Raw genomic sequence first — 15,770 nt, forward strand, 5'->3', positions numbered from 1 at the left:
GACGCCGAAGCGGCTGTGGGCCTCGTGCGGCCACCATGCCCGTTGCGGCCTGACCCATCGCGAAGAACGCGGGCGGAGAGCCGAAGCGCAGAGTTGGAGGGTCAGTACTCGTCCACGGTCTTACCCTTCGGCACCTGGAAGCACTCGGAAAGCAGGTCCACGAAGATCTTCGACTTGGGCCCGTCAGGCTTGGCCCGCCCGCTCTCGTCATAGAGGTGAATGTTCACGAAGAATCTCTTCTCGGCGAATTCTGCCACCAGTTTGAGGCTCTTGCTCGGGCTCTTGTCCGGGCCGTAACCGAAAATCTTCCACCCATGCTTGGGCAGGTCCGCCTTCAGGCTCGCCATCGCCTTTTTCATGTCTCCCACCGGAACATCTGTCACAGACCAACGATGATGGATCGAGTAAAATCTGCCAGGATCCTTGCCCGAACACTCGGAAACCCCTGGCCCTCTATCGCTCACCTTGCCGTGCAGGTTGATGAGTTCAAGAATCTTCGCCGAGATATTCCTGACCTCCGCCCGCGCATCGGAGATTTCTCGGGTTTCCGGAGTGTGGTCCAGCCGGTCGTCAGAATCATTCATCGTTGAACACCCTGTTAGTGCGATAATTGCCACCGAAGAAAAAGTGGCGATCCAGATCCGCAAGCACAAACCCTTGCCCACGGTACGGCTACTCATCACGCTCCACCTTGTCATACCGCCCGGCGACTACGGCTGCCTGATTTAGCAAACTGGTCGATTTCTCATTCCAGTAGTTGCTGTGCTCCGTGGTGTCGGTACTCATTTGGTTGGCCCCGAACAGGTCGTCGCTGGGGTTGATGAAGGTGCCTCCGCCCAGCCTCCACTGGGACCCACCATGCCCGAACCTCCCTATGTCCGGCACAAAGTCCCGGTCTGCCTCCTCATTCCACACATGCCCTTGTGGCACGTCCATCTCCTTCGCACTCCCCACCTGAACTCCGGGGCTCCCTGCGAACACCACGTCATCCGCGTTGAGGTCACCTTGTCTGGCCGCAGAGCCAATGAGGGTGGTGCCGTAAGAATGGCCAATCGCAGTGAGATGGCCACTTGACTTTGTTTCGTTCGCGGCCTTGAGTCCATCGACGAAGCTGTTGAATGCTGGGGCACCGTCGTCCGCATAGTGGCTGAACGGAGAGTCCTTGACAATATTTTGCGGTGCGTCGTAGCCGAGCCAAGTAATAGTCGAGACGTTCTGACTGTTAGCAAACTCATGAGTAGCATTCCACGTATCGGCCATTCGTCGGATGTCGCCGTCGATGCCTGCAAGGTTCGATCCAGTGCCGGGTACGTAAACCGCGGTGTGGTCGGCCGTGTCAGGGTTCCCGTTGGCGACAATCGCACGGCCGTTACCTTCCGAGCTGAAGCCCAGCAAGTATGCCTCGGGCGCTCCTATCTTGTCAGAGCCGCAAACAAGGCGCCTCTGGATGGCGTTCATTCCTTCGAGGGGCCCCGCAAGCTCCTGCTTCTTTTCGTTCCACTCCTTCCATTCTTCGGTGTCGACCTTCACGCCATCAATCGAGTGCCTCCCATAGGGGCTGTAGTAGGTCCGATATCGGTCGGGCTCCTTATTTAGCTTCAGCCAGTTGTCCAACTCAAGCTGCGCGGTGGCGCGGGACTCGGCCAGTACGACGCGGTTCGCCTGGTCGCGCACGGTGGCGGGGAGGCCGTCCAGCGCACCGACACTCGCCGGATACAGAGCTGTGTACTCGTCACGACGTTCCTGGCTGAGGCTCTCCCACCACTTTTTGTTGTCGGTGGGTGACTTGCCCTTGGGGATGTCGCTTTCTTTGAGGTAACCGCCGGCCACTTTCCGGACGTCCTTGAGGTCATGGCCTGCGTCGGCCCAGACCGCGTCATCGACCTTCAGCCCCCGGGTCGTCTTGAGTTTCCCCAGGACCGACCGGTAGCGCTCGTCCACCGCGACCGCATCGCGGAGTGCGGCGGCGATGCGTTTGGCGATGTCCTCTGCCTTGGCCCGGTTGGGGTTGGCGTCGGCGTCTGCTTTGCGGGGGAGAAAAGGGACGGGGACGTCGGCAGTCGCGGTGACCGTCTTGGAGAGGGAGAGAGCAGCGGCCGGGTACTGGACTGAACCGTCCGGCATCACCGTGAAGCCGAGCTGCTGTGCTTCGTCCAGGGCGTTATTGAGCTTTTTCTGCGGGCCGGCGAGTTCCGAGGCGAAGCTGTTGAGCGCGGTACGGATCAGGCCGCATTCGGTGTGGATGTACTGGTAGTTGCGGCTTAGCTGGTCCGGGCGGCGATCGCCTTGTCGGCCGTTGTTCCGGATTGACTGTCGCGGAGCTTCGCGAGCATCTCGTGGTCGACCTGGTCCTTGGCCGCTCTCGCACGACTGCTGACCTCACCCCAGCCGTCGGCCGCGTCCTTGTATGTCTGAACCTTGAGATCCCGAAGCTGCTGCCAGGTGATCACTGGGCCATCACCTCCCGGCCTGCGAGGCGCCGTGCCCTTGCTGCTGCGGGAACGAGTGCGCCACCCTCGTATCGACCTCGCCGAACTCCTTGGCTGCTGCCCTGAGCGCGCCCTCAAGCCGGTGGCACTCGGCCTTGACGTCCCCAAGGCGGTCGCTCCATGAGGCACGCACTTCATTGAGGACTGCTGGGGTCATGAACCCTTCTAGACCCCAGGTCACGCCTTCGTGCGCAGCGCTGAGCCTGGCTGCTGCCGAGCCCGTGCTCGCCTGTAAGGCGTTCGCAACCCCGGAGGCAGACCGCCACGGCGCTTGACTGACTTTCAGGTCGGAAGACCCACCGCCGTCACGCCCTGCCTTGGCCTGAGCCGAGGCGAGCGCCAACCGGGCACCTTGGCCAGAGCCCTGGGCCACACCACTTGTCCCGGACCGTGCCGCTCTGACCAACTGCTCCCATTCCTCGCGGAATTCCATTCGCCCTCCCCGTCCCACACGGCGCACCGTAAGCGAGACCAGCGCTATGCACGGCAGGGGCACCTGTCACGCGTACCGCTCTCTACACCGCCTGAGTACGCGTACTCAGGCGGGGCACGCGTGCACCAGGGCGTTGGTGGGCGACCGGGAGAGCTGCCGGACACGGCTCGTGAGGAACCGCAGGTCGAGCGCGGATGGCGCACGACCCGATTCCCGCACCATCGCGTTGGGACGCCCGCGCGGAGTACCCCAGCAAGGCACCTGACGCCGGACCGCTGTTGCCGCCTGCTGCCCTTCGTGCTCTCCGGCCATGATGCTGACGGGTCCTGCTCCACCACCGTCCTGGGGTGCATCACGATTCGCGGTCCGGTCGGCCTCGTACTCGTATCCGGACACACACTGGCGGCGTGGCCGTGGACAAGACGTATTTCTCCGAGCCAACTGCGTCTATCTGCGCAGGCGCAACATCCAGGCAGTGACCGGGAGAAGACCGATCAGGGAGGGCTCAGGAAACCGGAGCGCCCTTCGACCAGAAATCCGATCGAACGTTGGGGGTTGGGATGTCCTGCCCTGAGTAATCAGGGCCGTTGGTCTTGGTCTTGGGAGAAGCGACCTTGGATTCCGTCGCACAAGGGGTCACGACGTCGATGAACACCTGCCCTTTGTAGCCGACCTCCAGGGCCAGCTGAAAGTTCTCCGGGGTAAAAGCAAACATCGCGGGATTCTTTTTGTGCTGGCGCACTGTGGTGATTTTGTATCCCTTGCTTTTCCAATAACGTTCCACTACCCCGAGGAAGCTCCCGCGTCGCTCGTCGGAAATGACCGTCGTTACTACAGCTCGCCGCGTCACCGTGCCAGTTCCCAGCGAACGATTCCTGAAGTCCGTGCACGGCCCATGAGTGGATTCGCCATGTGTCCATTGAACGGGAGGCTGAACGGCCGCGAGTGTGCCGCTGATCACCGCGTCTGCGTACTCTGCAGCATGTTGCATGTTCATGCTTAAATCACTTTCCTTACGCTCATCAGCGCTGTCCGAAGAGCCACAGGCAGCCAGGCAAAGCGCAAGAACCAGGATGGCAGCGGCTCGGCGCTTCATCGGCCCTCCTCGGGAACGATGAGGTCGCTTCGGTTGGCGACGACGGCGGCCACGTTCGCGGCGGAGGCCGCGTCCACTTTCGGGTCGAAATAGTTGGAGTGAGCAGCGGTGGGTGCCTGGCCGTCAACAAACGGACGCGGGCCATCATCGACCTTGAATCGTCTGGCACCGAAATCTGTACTCGCTGGGTCGATGCCGAACCATCGTTCATTGTCGTCCGCCACCAGTGCGCCGAATCCGTAGCCGACGGCTCCGCTCAGGACGGCCCCCGGTGGCCCCAGGACCAGGCCGCCCACTGTCGCACCGCCGGCCAGGCCGGTTCCCTCTGCCTTGCTCGGCAGTTTCGTAACCGGATCGTTCTCGGCCGCGCCAACAAAGACGTGGTCCTTGCCCACCCCCAGATCTGACGCGGTCTCCGCCCCTGTCCCCGGGCTGCCGAGCAGCACGATGTCGTCCACCCCGGGGATGCCTTTGCTCGTAAGAGCAGACTGACCGACGGTCAATGAGCCGTATGAATGGCCGATAGCAGTGATGTGCGGGTCCGCATTGGTGTTTGTCGCAGAGATGCCGCTCATGAATCCGATGAACGCCGGCGCCCCGGCCCGCGCGTTCCCTTCAGTCAAGACATCGAAGTTTTCAGCAAAATCCTCGGCTGGGAGTTGGGGGCATCATACCCCAGCCACACGAGTGACGCACTTGACGGATCGTGTTTCTGCGCCCCGATTGCTGTGTCCTTAGCTCTCTTAAGGTCGATGGTCGCAAAATCCTCGTTCAAGGCGGTACCTAGTCCGGGAACGTAGGCCGAAACATTCCTTGCGGTGTCGGGATTTCCGTAACTGACGATTGCCCGGCCGTTCCCTTCATCGCTGATCCCCAGCAAATACATGGGAGGCTTACTGGGTTCGCTGAGCTTGCTCGCGAGCTTCTGGAGTCCTTCCAGCTGCATCCTGGACTTCTCGTCGTCCTGCCCATTCAGCTTGCTGATCAGCATAGGTAGGTAATTGCGGTTCGCCTCGTCACGAGCCACCGCAGGCACCCCATCCAGTTGCCCAATAATATCGGGGTAAAGCGTCAGTAGCTCTTGCTGTCGTTCACGGGACAGACCATTCCACCATTTGAGGGTGTCCTTGGGTGACTTGCGCTTCGGGATACCTCCGTTGGAGGAACCACGTACAGAGGCGGTGTCAGCGGATACGTCCCGCCAAGTGGCGTCATCGACGGTCACGCCGCGGGAAGTCTTTAGTTTGGCCAGGACCGATTGATAGCGTCTGTCCACCTCGACCGCGTCGCGCAGTGCGGCGGCGATTCGCTTGGCGATGTCTTCTGCCTTGGCCTGGTTGGGGTTGGCATCGGCGTCTGCTTTGTGGGGGAGGAATGGGAGGGGTACGTCGGGGGTTGCGGTGACCGTCTTGGTCGGGGAGAGGACAGCGGCCGGGTATTGGACTGATCCGTCCGGCTTCACCGTAAAGCCGAGCTGCTGGGCTTCGTCCAGGGCGTTGTTGAGCTTCTTCTGCGGGCCGGCGAGTTCTGAGGCGAAGCCGTTGAGTGCGGTACGGATCAGGCCGGCCTCGGTGTGGATGTACTGGTAGTTGCGGCTCAGCCGCTCCAAGGCGCCGATCGCCTCGTCGGCTGCCTTGGCGGACTGGGTGTCCCGGAGCTTCGCGAGCATTTCGTGGTCGACGCGGTCCTTGGCAGCTCTAGCGCGGCTGCTGAGCTCACCCCAGCCATCGGAGGCGTCCTTGTACTTCTGGGTTTTAAGGTCTCGCAGCTGCTGCCAGGTAATCACTGGGCCGTCACCGTCCGGCCTGCGAGTCGCCACGGCTCTGCTGTTGCGGGAACGAGTGGGCCACCCTTGCCTCGACCTCGCCGAACTCCTTGGCTGCTGCCTTGAGCTTGCCTTCCAGCCGGTGGCACTCGGCCTTGACGTCCCCGAGGCGATCGATCCATGAGGTACGCACCTCGTTAAGGACCGCCGGGGTCATGAACCCTTCGAGCCCCCAGGTGACCCCTTCATGCGCAGCACTGAGCCTGGTTGCTGCCACGCTCGTGCTCGCCTGCAAGGCATTCGCGACACCGGAGGCAGAAGTCCAGGGCTCCTGGCTCACTTTCAAGTCGAGGGAGCCACTGCTGCCACCCCCTCCCTTGGCCTGAGCCGAGGCGAGCGTCATCCGGGCATCTTGACCAGAACTCTGAGCCTCAGCATCCGGCCGGGATCGCGCCGCCCTGATCAACTGGTCCCATTCATCGCGAAATTCCATTCACCCTCCCCCATCCCGCATGACCCACTGCATGCAGGATCGACGCTACACACGGCAGCGTTCCCCCGTCGCACGTATCGCTCCCTACACCGCCTGAGTACGCGTACTCACCTCGGCCCATCTGCCCAACGCAGAATGACGCGGGGTGGATGCCCGATAGATGGGCGCCCACCCCGACGTCTTGCCACCCGTGGGCTGCTAGTGGAAGAAGCCAGCAGCCCGGCGGTCCGTTGCCTGGTAGTCCGCGCTGCCCGCACGGACCTTGGCGGAGACCTGGTGCAGCGTGCTCTGGATGTGGCTGGCCCGGGAGTTCCACTGGCGTTCCGCGGCCTGGAAAGCCTGGTGCGCCTCGCCCTCCCAGGCGTTCGAGACGCGCTTGACCGCGGCCCAGATCTTGTCGAGTTCGGCCTGAAGTTCTTTTGCGGCACGCTCAATATCGGCGGCGGTCTGTTCTACCGCGGCGTAAGTGACCCGAAGGTCCTGGTTGCCGGCCATTTCTCCCCCACTGTTCGTGGCTGATCGGTGGACTTGGGCTTGTCCGAGGCAGCGCGCTGCTCCGGCGGACGGGGTGGTCTAGTAGTTGCTGATGCCGCTGGTGGAGCCGGTGTTGAGCTGGCCGCCCGGCGCTCCGCCGTTCACATCGATTCCCCGGAAGCTGGAGAGCACCTCGGAGTCGTTGGCCTGGCTGGTGGTGCTCGTTCGGGCGATCGCGTCATTGATGCCGTCGAGCATGCGGCGCAGAGCGGCATGGTCTTCGTTCAGTGCGTTCTGGGCCTGCCGGAAGGCGCTTGCGCCCTGGCCGGTCCACGCGGACTCGACAGTGGCGATGGCGTTGACCAGCGTACGCAGTTGGGACGACATCGCCTGGCTGCCGCTCTGGATCTCGCTCTTGAGCTTTTCGATCTCCGCGTAGGTAAGTGCGGTATTTCCTGCCATGATCCACCTTCCCCATGAGTAAGTTACAAAGCTGAGGTCATTCTTATGCTCTCGGCTTCGCCTGAAGGTCGCTCCTCGGTAAGTGCGACCTGGTGTTCTGGTCACTCTAGTCGCGTTGAGCTAGAGTCCCAATTTGATTTCCGAGATTCATGTGATGCTTTGCGGCGGCGGGCGATCACTAGTCCGCCGATTGTCAGGGCACCGGCCCCTGTGCCGATTCCAGCGATTACCGGCCAAGGCTTCGTTGCATTCGCTTGGTCGGCTTGCTGCTGCGTCGGTTCGGTGATTTTCCTGTCGTGCCCTGAACGCGGTGTCTGTGAAGGTGAAGATGAAGGTGTTGCGTTCTTCTCCTTGTTCTTACGGACTGGAAGCAGCGGGTTGACGTCAGCGGGGCCCGGATCACCTTCCTGATCGAGCAGGACCTTGCGAGGACGAACGATGCCATAGCCGAGATACTTACTCGGAACCTTTCCGTCTGTCGGTTTGCCGGCGGTTTGCAGCATGACTCGCAGAACCTGGTTATTTGTCCAGCTCGGGTGCGCTGACCAAATCAGGGCGGCCGAGGCTGAGGCAATGGCTGTGGCCTGGCTGGTGCCCCTGGACATGCAATCCAGCAGTTTCTTTGTGCAACGGGTCGGAATATCTACCCCGGGTGCCGACAGCGCCACCTGCGGCCCGTACGTGGAAAACTTCGTCACCGTCAGGGACTTGTCAACGGCTCCAACCCCAACAACCCCGGGAATGATTGAGGGATATCCTGGGGAGTTGCCCTTGTCGCCGCTGTTCCCAGTCGCCGCGAAGATCAGGCTCCCCTTGTTGTTCGCATAATCGACCGCAGGTTGCAACGTGGCCTTGATATCATCGGTCGGTGTGCCACCCTGGGAAATGTTGATGACCTTCGCGCCCTGATCTGCCGCATAGCGGATACCCTTGGCCATGTTCACGGCCGAGTTTTCACCAGCGTTCCTGATGGGCAGGATTTTCGATCCCGGTGCCAGCCCCCAGGCTCCATCTCCAATTCGCTTTGCGGCGATGGTCATCGCCATTCCTGTACCATGGCCATCGTCGTCGTAGTTTGCACCGCGCCATTGGATTGAGAAGTCCTTTCCCGGCACCAACTGGCCGCGCAGCTCAGGTACTGAACTGTTGACCCCGCTGTCGATCACGGCGACCGTAACGCCTTCTCCTGTGCTGGTTCGCCACATGCGTTCAGCCTGCATCGCGTCCAGGTACCACTGGCGTGACCTCAGGTCTGCCTTGGCGTCTGTCGATGCGAGCAGGGTGAGGCACAGTGCCGTGAGGCAGACGAACACGGTCGCTGACAACTGGTTCTTCCGTTGCACGCGAATTGCCGCATAAGTCACGGTGCTGCCTACCCCTGTCTGTTGCACGACCACGCCTGAGCTATTCGATCACCGGAGGCACCACCGACGGGTGCGGTGCCGTCCACGTCTCGCCGTCTTCCTTGAGATAGTCCGGCCGCTGAACGAGGTTGCGCCTTCTCTGGTGAGACGACGGAGCTCCTGGCATGGGAAGCGCACCACTGGATGGGGTGCCTCGTGTCAATCCGGTGCCGCCAGACGTAAAGTCGCCGGCCCGGCCTCGCGGCATCTGTGTTCGGCCCTCTGCTGCTGGTTCGCCAACACCTTTCATCGGGCCTTGGATGCCTGGGCGTCGCTCATTCCCTATCACCGATCCGCCAGGTACCGAGCCGACGGTCCCACCGGGCTCGGATGCCAGCCGACGGCCCGGCACATGGGGACTCCCACCAGCGCCGACGCTTCCCGGAATGCCACCTCCTGCCACGCCGCGCGCCGCCGAACCGCGTTCCTCGCCCATGGCTGCCGCGCGCGGCCTGTCCACGGTCTCACTGCGATGAGGTGCCAGGCGCTGGCCAGGACCAGCCGTACCCCCCTGAGAGGGGCCGCTTCCGAGGACGGGAGGATTCGCCCCGGAGCCGACCGGCCTGGGTAGGGTTACGGCGCGTTCCTCGCCCATGACGGTCCCTCCCGGCAACCGCGGGCGTCCACCGCCAGTGCCACCCTGCTGCGTAGTCGCACGAACGATTCCGTCCTTCGCGGGGTTGCTCGGCCGCGCTTGTACCGTGCCGGGACGCTCGGTGGTCGGTATCGAGCTTCGTTCCATGTTTCCGCGTCGAGTGCCGGGCGTTTTCTCTTTCCCGGGAATCGTCGGAAAATGGGGTACGGGAGGTACGTGCCAGTTCGCAGGGGTGCTGGAACGGGGCAGCGTGGTGCTTTCGTGGGTCGGTACTGTGTGGGGCAGGGTGACGGGCCCCGTGGAGTCCACAGACATACCGACATGCTGGTCCTGCTGAACGCCAGCAGAACCTGACGGGGTGATCTCCATGTGTCGCCCACCACCACTGTTGGCCGGTGAGGAAGCTACTCCGCTGTCACCTGCCATATGCACAGCCCCGCTGCCTGCGGGTCGGTCCACAATGGGAGTAGCCTCGGCCCAGTCTATGGACCTGTCCGGCGGGCCCGGTACAAACCCGGACGCCGGCTTGAAGTTCGGCGTTTCGTGCCGCTTGAAGTCCTCCTGAGCCGTTCTGTAGTAGGACGCCAACCGCTCCATCTCCCGGACGGCTTCCTCGTAGTGCGGGCCGTCCGTGATGGGGTGGGGGTCGGTCACTCGAGTGGGCGCCAACAGGCTTTTCTTGGGGTTTGCCGGTCTGACCGCTCCGTGGTCGAGTGCGACGTAGTTCGGCTTGGGCATGGACTGCGCGTGGCTGAGAGCCCCGCCGGCGCGGGTCATCGCGTCTCCGGCGCCCTTGGCGTAGGCGGCGAGCTTGAGGCTTTCCTTGACGGTGTGGTGGCCCCATTTGGTGAAGGCATCGGCGCCTTCGCCTTCCCAGCGCACCTTGTCGATGTAGGTTTTCAGCTCCTCGGCGATCTTCTGGATCTCCTTGCCGGCGCCTCGCAGGCCCGTGCCTGCGGAGGTGATCCGCTCAGGGTTTCCGTCGACCACCATTCCGTACAGCTCGCCGTGCGTCTTGTGCTCGAAATTGCTCGCGCCGGAGCTGCCCGTGCTTTTTGTCATTGCCCTCCCCGTTTCGTCACTCCCTGTGTCGTCAGACGGCGTCGGGGCCCGCGGACTGGCCGCTGCCCATTCCCGGGGCGGTGTCACGCTCATCGGACCGCGACGGTGACTGCGCCGGCGACTGCGACTGCGGATGCTGTTCGTACAGCTTCTGCGTACGGCGCTGGATGGCGGCCAGGCGGCTCTTGACGTCCGCGTCGACGGCTTCGTAGCCCTTCTCGGCGACCTGAGCACCGATACTAAGTGTCTCAATCTGATCGCCGAACGCCTTGGAGAACGCCTCCAGTTGAGAGATCACGCCCTCGTACGCGGCGGCCAGGTCATCCGCTTCATGGAACCCCTGCCCGTAGGCGAACCGGTCGACCTTATGGCTGCCGATCGCGGTGGGCCCGGCCTGTGATGCCTTGAGCTGGTGCAGCAGGTCATCGACCCGCTTCTTGAATCCCCCGAGCGTTTCGGCGCCGACGGCCATCGCCGCGTACTGAGCCGTTGGTGCCGCCCCGTTGACCTGCGTGGTCGCCGTCTCGTTGGTCCCCATAGCGCCCCTCCCCCGTAAGTCACTCACGTCAGGAGTCACTGTAGTCACCGCCTATGACATCGACAGTTCGTCGTCGCACCAATGGGATCAAAAAGCGCCAACATCCGCTGATTAAAAGGTAGCCTCACACACCGTCGGGCTCATGCGCCCCAATTCTTAACGCTATGGGTACGGCTACTTATTGACATGCGCCGACCGGCGACGTACATCGCGCCATACGACCGCCGCTCCCGCGATCACCGCGACCGCGACGCCACCGGCGCCCAGGCCGTACATCGCATACCGTTCCGTACGTGCCTGTGGCGTCTCGCCGGCCGGCAGAGCCATCGGGTCCGGGGGAGTGGCCTTGACCGGGCCGCCGTCCGCGGTGGGCTCGTCGATGGGGTGGTCGTCCTCGGCGAGGGCGCGTACGGGGTCCACGACGCCCCACCCCACAAAGGGATCGCGGCCGTTGACGGTCCGCTCGGCGGTCTGCTCGATCTGGGCGACGATCTGGTGTTCCTTCCAGTCGGGGTGTTTGGCCCGCAGGAGGGCGGCGACGCCGGCGACATAAGGGGCCGAGAAGCTGGTGCCGTTGTCGACGCACTGGCCGCCTTTGGGGACGGTGGAGACCATGTCCACGCCCGGGGCCGCGACACCGATGAAATCGCCGCTCTGGGAGAAGGAGGCGCGCTCGTTGTTGCGGTCGGAGGAAGCGACGGCCAGAACGCCCTCGTAGGACGCCGGGTACGTTTTCTTGAGCCGGCCGTCGACGCCGTCGTTGCCCGCGGAGGCGACCACGACGACGTTCTTCGCCCGTGCCTCCCGTACGGCCGTGGCCAGGTCGGAGTTGGGGGAGAGCGGTTTGGTGGTGTCCTGGGAGATGTTGATGACGTCGGCGTGCGCGGCGACGGCCTTGCGGATGGCCCGGGCCAGGGTGGCGGCGGTTCCGGTCCCCTTCTCGTCGTTCTGGCGGATGGGGATGATCGTCGCCTCGGGGGCCAGACCGACGAAGCCGGTGCCCGGGCGTGGGCGGGCCGCGATGATGCCGGCGACCTTGGTGCCGTGGCCCACCGGATCGTACGTACCGTCCTTCGGTGCCTTGGGGTCCGCGTCCTTTCCGCCGCCCAGGAAGTCCGATCCGCTCTTGGCGTCGACGGCACCCGCGAGCTGCGGATTGGTGGTGTCCACGCCGGTGTCGATGACCGCGACGCGTACCGGGTCGCCCTTGGCGTCGCGTCCCTTGGTGTCCTGCCACAGACGGTCGAAGACGAGGCGCTGCAGGGACCAGGGCCGCTCTTTGATCTGCTGTTTCATGGGGAAGGTGCACGACCCGTTGCCCTCCGGCACTTCGGTGACGCCCTCCCCGCCCGCCGCCACCGCCGGCGAGACCGCGACCGCCACGTAAACGAGCGGCATGCAAACCAGCGGTACGACCGCGGTCCGCGCCGCGATTCGCTTCCTCCCCACCCTTGGACCCCCCGTTCCTTACGAGCCCTGCGGCTGTCGGGCGGCATTGGTGTCCAGCCGCGGCCCCATCGGCAGGAACTTCGACCAGCTCGCCGGCACCAGGGCGGGCTTGATGTCCTTGTAGCCGAGCAGGATCTGCGCCTGGTGGGACTCCTGCTGCTTCCCCGGTCCCGGTCCCGACCCCGGCCCCGCTTCCGGTCCCTCCCCCGGCCCCTGCCCCGACCCCTGCGACCCGTCTTTGTCCTCGCCGTCCGCGCCAATACCCGACTGCTTCGCACTGCTGTCGTTGTTCGTCTGGACTCCGTACCTCAAGCCCGTGTCCGTCACGAGAAAGTGCGCGCCCGAGTCCACGTCACCGGCTTGGATCTGCTTGTAGAACAGGCCCGTGCCGGGAGTGACGTACGCGCTGGTGCCACCGTTCACGATCTGCTGCGGGTAGCTCGTCCCCGCCCAGGTGCTGAGTTCCGTGCCGCCGGTCCTGGACACCGAGCGCAGGACGCTGCACACCGTGCCCCCCTCGCCCCCGGCCGTGGTGGCGTTGGCCTGCTCGGCCACCGCTTGGGGCCACTGCTTTTCCGCGAAGAGGCTTCCGGTCTCCGGGGTGAAGGACTGGGCATCCACCTCGGTCGGCCGGTTGCGCTGCTCCAGCGGGGCCGTCTGCTTGGAGAACAGGAGCAGGCGGGCGACGAAGTCCGAGACCGGCACGACCTTGCCTCGTAGTACGGCGTACTGCTGCGCACCGGCGCCCGTGGTCGCACGCAGGATCACACCGACGCGGTTCTCCCGGGCGGCCAGGCCCTGGATACCGGCCGGCTCACCGACCGTTCCGGGAAGGTCAGGAAAGGCGATCGGCGTGCCGTCGTGGAAGGTGGCCAGCCAGTCCTTGGTGACCTGCTGCGGCTGTCTGCTTCCCACCAGCGCACGGAGCAGGAGCTCGGTGTCACGGCCACCGTCGATGAGGTACTTGGTGCCCTTGGCGTCGATCAGGTAGCGCGCGGCCTCCGTGCCGCCCGTCTCTTGTACGTAGAGCACTTGGCCGCCGCTCAGCCGCCCGGGGCCGTCCACCTTGCCCGCGTCGCGGTCGGCGAGGAGGAACGTGGCCTTCTGTACGGACCTGCCGTTGCTGCCCGGCTGCTCGCACACCGCCCAGCGCTTGCTCCTCTCCGCCTCCTGGGCCTCGGGGATACGGTCCGGTGCGTAGGGGATGCCGAGGGTCGGGCCGTGCGGGATCTTGCCGCTGTCCAGCTCGCTCTCGTCGACCTTGAGGAGGTCGAACCGGTCGGTCTTCAGCAGCAGGCGGGCGGAGGCCATGTTGAGGACGGGGTGCAGTTGCCGCTTGCCCCCGGTGTTGAGGACGACGTACAAGGTCGCTGACTTGCTGCCCACGATGACGTGCTGGCCGGGCGTGTCCCAGCCCTTGGGGGCCTTGGGGCGGAACATGCCCCAGGCGCCGAAGCCCGCCAGGACGAGGGCGGCGATGACCAGGCCGGGCAGAACGGCGCGCAGGGGGTTGGGAGCGCCTTCGTCCGTACGGTCGGGCGAGGGCTGCAAAAAGGCTGCCACCAGCCGTTTCTTGGCGAAGGTATAGCCGTTGAGCTCGTCCCGCCGTGATGCCATGGTGCTGAGCTTCCCCCTGCGACCCTTACTCGTACTCGGCTGTTCGGACTTGTCTTTCCCGCCCCGGGCAGTGGTGCCGGGCAGGAGCACCCGCCGCTGTGCCGTTCGCCCGCCGTTCTCACCGTTCTCGCCGCACGGAGACCGGATTCTCGCCATACGGAGACCGGATTCTCGCCGTACGGGGACCGATGGCCGGCGGCCCCCGTGCCCCGTACGCCGTAGGCCCTCACCCGCTGGTCATGCTGCGGGCCCGGCTGTACAGATCCAGCACCGCCAGGCACAGCGGCATCAGGGACAGCAGGAGCAGCCCGTCGGTGATGTCGAGGGCTCGCCCCCAGAACGGGGTCAGGCCCCGCTTCGGGACGGTCAGGGCGATGAACGTCAGCAGCGCGGCGCCACCGACGAGCGCGAGTGACAGCCACAGGGTACGGAGGTCCGTCGCGGCCCGGTCACCGGCGAGGAAGTCGGTGAGCGCGCCGGTCGGCGGATTGACGGCCATGCCCAGTACGAGCAGTGCCAACGCGGCGAGCCCGGCAACCAGCGTGCACACGACCTGCGCGGTGTAGCGGAAGAGCCGGGCCCTGAGCAGCGTGGTCAGACCGGCCGCGAGGGAGAGGAGCTGGGCCCACGCCGACGCCGAGAAACCCAGGACGGCCGCCGCGCCGACGACGACCGCGCAACAGCCACCGAGCAGCCCGAACAGCAGCTCGTGGCCGCGGCGGGCCTGTGCGGCGATGCGCTGCTCGTCGACCGCTTCGGGGCCGGCGTCCGGGCCGGTGTTCGAGCCGGGCACATCCCTGCCACGCGGGTCCGTCTCCGCGTCGCGCTCGGCCAGGCTCCGTGGTGTGACGTAACCGATGGGCAGGCGCGCCAGACGCGTGGAGAGTCCAGGGAGAAAAGCCATGAGCCCGATGGCCACGGGGACGCAGACGCCGGCGGCCTGGGTCGCCGTGGCCTCCGTGACGATGGCGAGGAAAGCCGCGAGGGTGCAGATGGCCGCCACGAAGGTGGCGGCGATGAACGGCGCGTCACCCTGCGCCGACAGCACGACGAGCGCCACGGAGACGACGAGCACGGCAACGCACCCGAGCAGGAACTGCAGCCGTCCGGCCCCTTGTCCGCTGTCCGGGCCGACGATCCCCGAGCCCGCGCACAGCACGATCGGCAGCGACCCCAGGCCCAGGGCGACGGCGGACGGCTGATCGCGGTAGACCCGGGCCCGTACGCCCGCGAGCGCGGCCAACAGCAGCCCGGCCGTGGCCGCGATTACGCCCGGCAGGCCGTGCATGTCGTGCCGTACGGGGTCGGCGCTCCACAGCACGAAGGCGAGAAGGGTGAGCAGCACGCCCACACCGGCCAGGCCGGCACCGCGCAGCATGCCGTCGTTCCACAGCCGCCGGTCCCGGGTGACGGCGGAGGCCACGGCGTCGCAGACATCGTCGAAGACGGTCGGCGGAAGCGATTGTGCGAAGGGCCTCAGGTGCAGCATCTCGCCGTCCACCACGCGCTGGTCGGCGAGCGTACGGGAGCTGTCCAGGGCGGTGCCGTCGCCGCGGAAGAGGTAGTAGCCGGTCGGCGCGTCCGCGGGCTGGGTCTGGCCGGTCAGCCGCAGGATCTGCGGATAGACGTCGGACACCGGGATGTTCTCGGGCAGGGCCACGTCGATACGGCTGTCGGGGGCGACCACGGCGACTCGGCGAAAGCCGGTGCCCACGCTCGTTGCCATCTTCGGATTCCCCTGTTCACCGCCGGGTTGTTCACCACCGGGTCCGGTCCTGACCGGTCGTGCCGCGAATCCCTTCCCCCGTCGGTCACATTAGTCGGCAGTAGGATCGCGTGGTGCGGGGGGTGCCGTCGCCAGGGGGCGGTGGGTAAGGATTGCGCCTGCCCGTAA

Annotated in this window: 16 protein-coding genes; all 16 read right to left on the reverse strand. The window is 65.1% G+C overall.

Going from position 1 to position 15,770, the window contains the following annotated elements; translation table 11 throughout:
- Positions 1 to 101 precede the first annotated feature (101 nt).
- The 16 genes from KGS77_RS17635 to eccD all read right to left on the reverse strand — a co-directional run bounded on the left by KGS77_RS17635 (position 102) and on the right by eccD (position 15,602).
- Positions 102 to 680, reverse strand: coding sequence for a hypothetical protein (locus KGS77_RS17635; RefSeq protein WP_242582880.1), 579 nt, complete (start codon positions 678 to 680; stop codon positions 102 to 104).
- Positions 673 to 2,124 carry an alpha/beta hydrolase gene (locus tag KGS77_RS17640; protein ID WP_242582882.1) on the reverse strand — a complete coding sequence of 484 codons (1,452 nt, stop codon included), beginning with the start codon at positions 2,122 to 2,124 and terminating at the stop codon, positions 673 to 675. The genes KGS77_RS17635 and KGS77_RS17640 overlap by 8 nt, the downstream gene beginning before the upstream one ends.
- A 137-nt stretch (positions 2,125 to 2,261) precedes the next feature.
- The gene (locus tag KGS77_RS17645) at positions 2,262 to 2,450 is read right to left on the reverse strand and encodes a hypothetical protein (RefSeq protein WP_242582884.1); all 189 of its coding nucleotides are present in this window, start codon (positions 2,448 to 2,450) and stop codon (positions 2,262 to 2,264) included.
- 7 nt (positions 2,451 to 2,457) lie between these two features.
- Positions 2,458 to 2,646 carry a hypothetical protein gene (locus tag KGS77_RS17650; protein ID WP_242582886.1) on the reverse strand — a complete coding sequence of 63 codons (189 nt, stop codon included), beginning with the start codon at positions 2,644 to 2,646 and terminating at the stop codon, positions 2,458 to 2,460.
- A gap of 781 nt (positions 2,647 to 3,427) precedes the next feature.
- Positions 3,428 to 4,018, reverse strand: coding sequence for a hypothetical protein (locus KGS77_RS17655; protein WP_242582889.1), 591 nt, complete (start codon positions 4,016 to 4,018; stop codon positions 3,428 to 3,430).
- Entirely contained in the window at positions 4,015 to 4,641 is a 627-nt protein-coding gene (locus tag KGS77_RS35030) for an alpha/beta hydrolase (protein ID WP_347404502.1), read from the reverse strand. Before KGS77_RS35030 ends, KGS77_RS17655 begins: the two co-directional genes overlap by 4 nt.
- Positions 4,638 to 5,804, reverse strand: a complete 1,167-nt coding sequence (locus tag KGS77_RS17660) for an alpha/beta hydrolase (protein ID WP_347404503.1) — start codon at positions 5,802 to 5,804, stop codon at positions 4,638 to 4,640. The genes KGS77_RS35030 and KGS77_RS17660 overlap by 4 nt, the downstream gene beginning before the upstream one ends.
- A 7-nt stretch (positions 5,805 to 5,811) precedes the next feature.
- Positions 5,812 to 6,276 (reverse strand): hypothetical protein, encoded by a 465-nt coding sequence (locus tag KGS77_RS17665; RefSeq protein ID WP_242582892.1) that lies wholly within the window; start codon positions 6,274 to 6,276, stop codon positions 5,812 to 5,814.
- A 198-nt stretch (positions 6,277 to 6,474) separates the two neighbouring features.
- Positions 6,475 to 6,771: a WXG100 family type VII secretion target gene (locus tag KGS77_RS17670; RefSeq protein ID WP_242582895.1), complete on the reverse strand. Its 297-nt coding sequence runs from the start codon at positions 6,769 to 6,771 to the stop codon at positions 6,475 to 6,477.
- Between the two features lie 78 nt (positions 6,772 to 6,849).
- The gene (locus tag KGS77_RS17675) at positions 6,850 to 7,212 is read right to left on the reverse strand and encodes a WXG100 family type VII secretion target (RefSeq protein ID WP_242582898.1); all 363 of its coding nucleotides are present in this window, start codon (positions 7,210 to 7,212) and stop codon (positions 6,850 to 6,852) included.
- 101 nt (positions 7,213 to 7,313) lie between these two features.
- Positions 7,314 to 8,609: a S8 family serine peptidase gene (locus KGS77_RS17680; RefSeq protein ID WP_242582901.1), complete on the reverse strand. Its 1,296-nt coding sequence runs from the start codon at positions 8,607 to 8,609 to the stop codon at positions 7,314 to 7,316.
- A gap of 7 nt (positions 8,610 to 8,616) precedes the next feature.
- Positions 8,617 to 10,272: a hypothetical protein gene (locus KGS77_RS17685; protein ID WP_242582904.1), complete on the reverse strand. Its 1,656-nt coding sequence runs from the start codon at positions 10,270 to 10,272 to the stop codon at positions 8,617 to 8,619.
- Positions 10,273 to 10,303: 31 nt separating this feature from the next.
- Positions 10,304 to 10,810, reverse strand: coding sequence for a hypothetical protein (locus KGS77_RS17690; RefSeq protein WP_242582906.1), 507 nt, complete (start codon positions 10,808 to 10,810; stop codon positions 10,304 to 10,306).
- Positions 10,811 to 10,984: 174 nt separating this feature from the next.
- Complete coding sequence (mycP, locus tag KGS77_RS17695) at positions 10,985 to 12,106, reverse strand: type VII secretion-associated serine protease mycosin (RefSeq protein ID WP_242587526.1); 1,122 nt, start codon at positions 12,104 to 12,106, stop codon at positions 10,985 to 10,987.
- A gap of 171 nt (positions 12,107 to 12,277) precedes the next feature.
- Entirely contained in the window at positions 12,278 to 13,876 is a 1,599-nt protein-coding gene (gene eccB, locus KGS77_RS17700) for a type VII secretion protein EccB (RefSeq protein WP_242582909.1), read from the reverse strand.
- Positions 13,877 to 14,102: 226 nt separating this feature from the next.
- Positions 14,103 to 15,602 carry a type VII secretion integral membrane protein EccD gene (eccD, locus tag KGS77_RS17705; RefSeq protein ID WP_242582912.1) on the reverse strand — a complete coding sequence of 500 codons (1,500 nt, stop codon included), beginning with the start codon at positions 15,600 to 15,602 and terminating at the stop codon, positions 14,103 to 14,105.
- Positions 15,603 to 15,770: the final 168 nt, after the last annotated feature.

The organism is Streptomyces sp. MST-110588, from assembly GCF_022695595.1.
In the GTDB taxonomy this organism is placed as follows: Bacteria; Actinomycetota; Actinomycetes; order Streptomycetales; family Streptomycetaceae; genus Streptomyces.

Excerpts from the sequence above, each read along its gene's own strand:
- KGS77_RS17635 (WP_242582880.1), bottom strand. The coding sequence starts at position 680 with ATGAGTAGCCGTACCGTGGGCAAGGGTTTGTGCTTGCGGATCTGGATC.
- KGS77_RS17640 (WP_242582882.1), bottom strand. The coding sequence starts at position 2,124 with ATGCCGGACGGTTCAGTCCAGTACCCGGCCGCTGCTCTCTCCCTCTCC.
- KGS77_RS17650 (WP_242582886.1), bottom strand. The coding sequence starts at position 2,646 with ATGACCCCAGCAGTCCTCAATGAAGTGCGTGCCTCATGGAGCGACCGC.
- KGS77_RS17655 (WP_242582889.1), bottom strand. The coding sequence starts at position 4,018 with ATGAAGCGCCGAGCCGCTGCCATCCTGGTTCTTGCGCTTTGCCTGGCT.
- KGS77_RS17665 (WP_242582892.1), bottom strand. The coding sequence starts at position 6,276 with ATGGAATTTCGCGATGAATGGGACCAGTTGATCAGGGCGGCGCGATCC.
- KGS77_RS17670 (WP_242582895.1), bottom strand. The coding sequence starts at position 6,771 with ATGGCCGGCAACCAGGACCTTCGGGTCACTTACGCCGCGGTAGAACAG.
- KGS77_RS17675 (WP_242582898.1), bottom strand. The coding sequence starts at position 7,212 with ATGGCAGGAAATACCGCACTTACCTACGCGGAGATCGAAAAGCTCAAG.
- KGS77_RS17685 (WP_242582904.1), bottom strand. The coding sequence starts at position 10,272 with ATGACAAAAAGCACGGGCAGCTCCGGCGCGAGCAATTTCGAGCACAAG.
- KGS77_RS17690 (WP_242582906.1), bottom strand. The coding sequence starts at position 10,810 with ATGGGGACCAACGAGACGGCGACCACGCAGGTCAACGGGGCGGCACCA.
- mycP (WP_242587526.1), bottom strand. The coding sequence starts at position 12,106 with ATGAAACAGCAGATCAAAGAGCGGCCCTGGTCCCTGCAGCGCCTCGTC.
- eccB (WP_242582909.1), bottom strand. The coding sequence starts at position 13,876 with ATGGCATCACGGCGGGACGAGCTCAACGGCTATACCTTCGCCAAGAAA.
- eccD (WP_242582912.1), bottom strand. The coding sequence starts at position 15,602 with ATGGCAACGAGCGTGGGCACCGGCTTTCGCCGAGTCGCCGTGGTCGCC.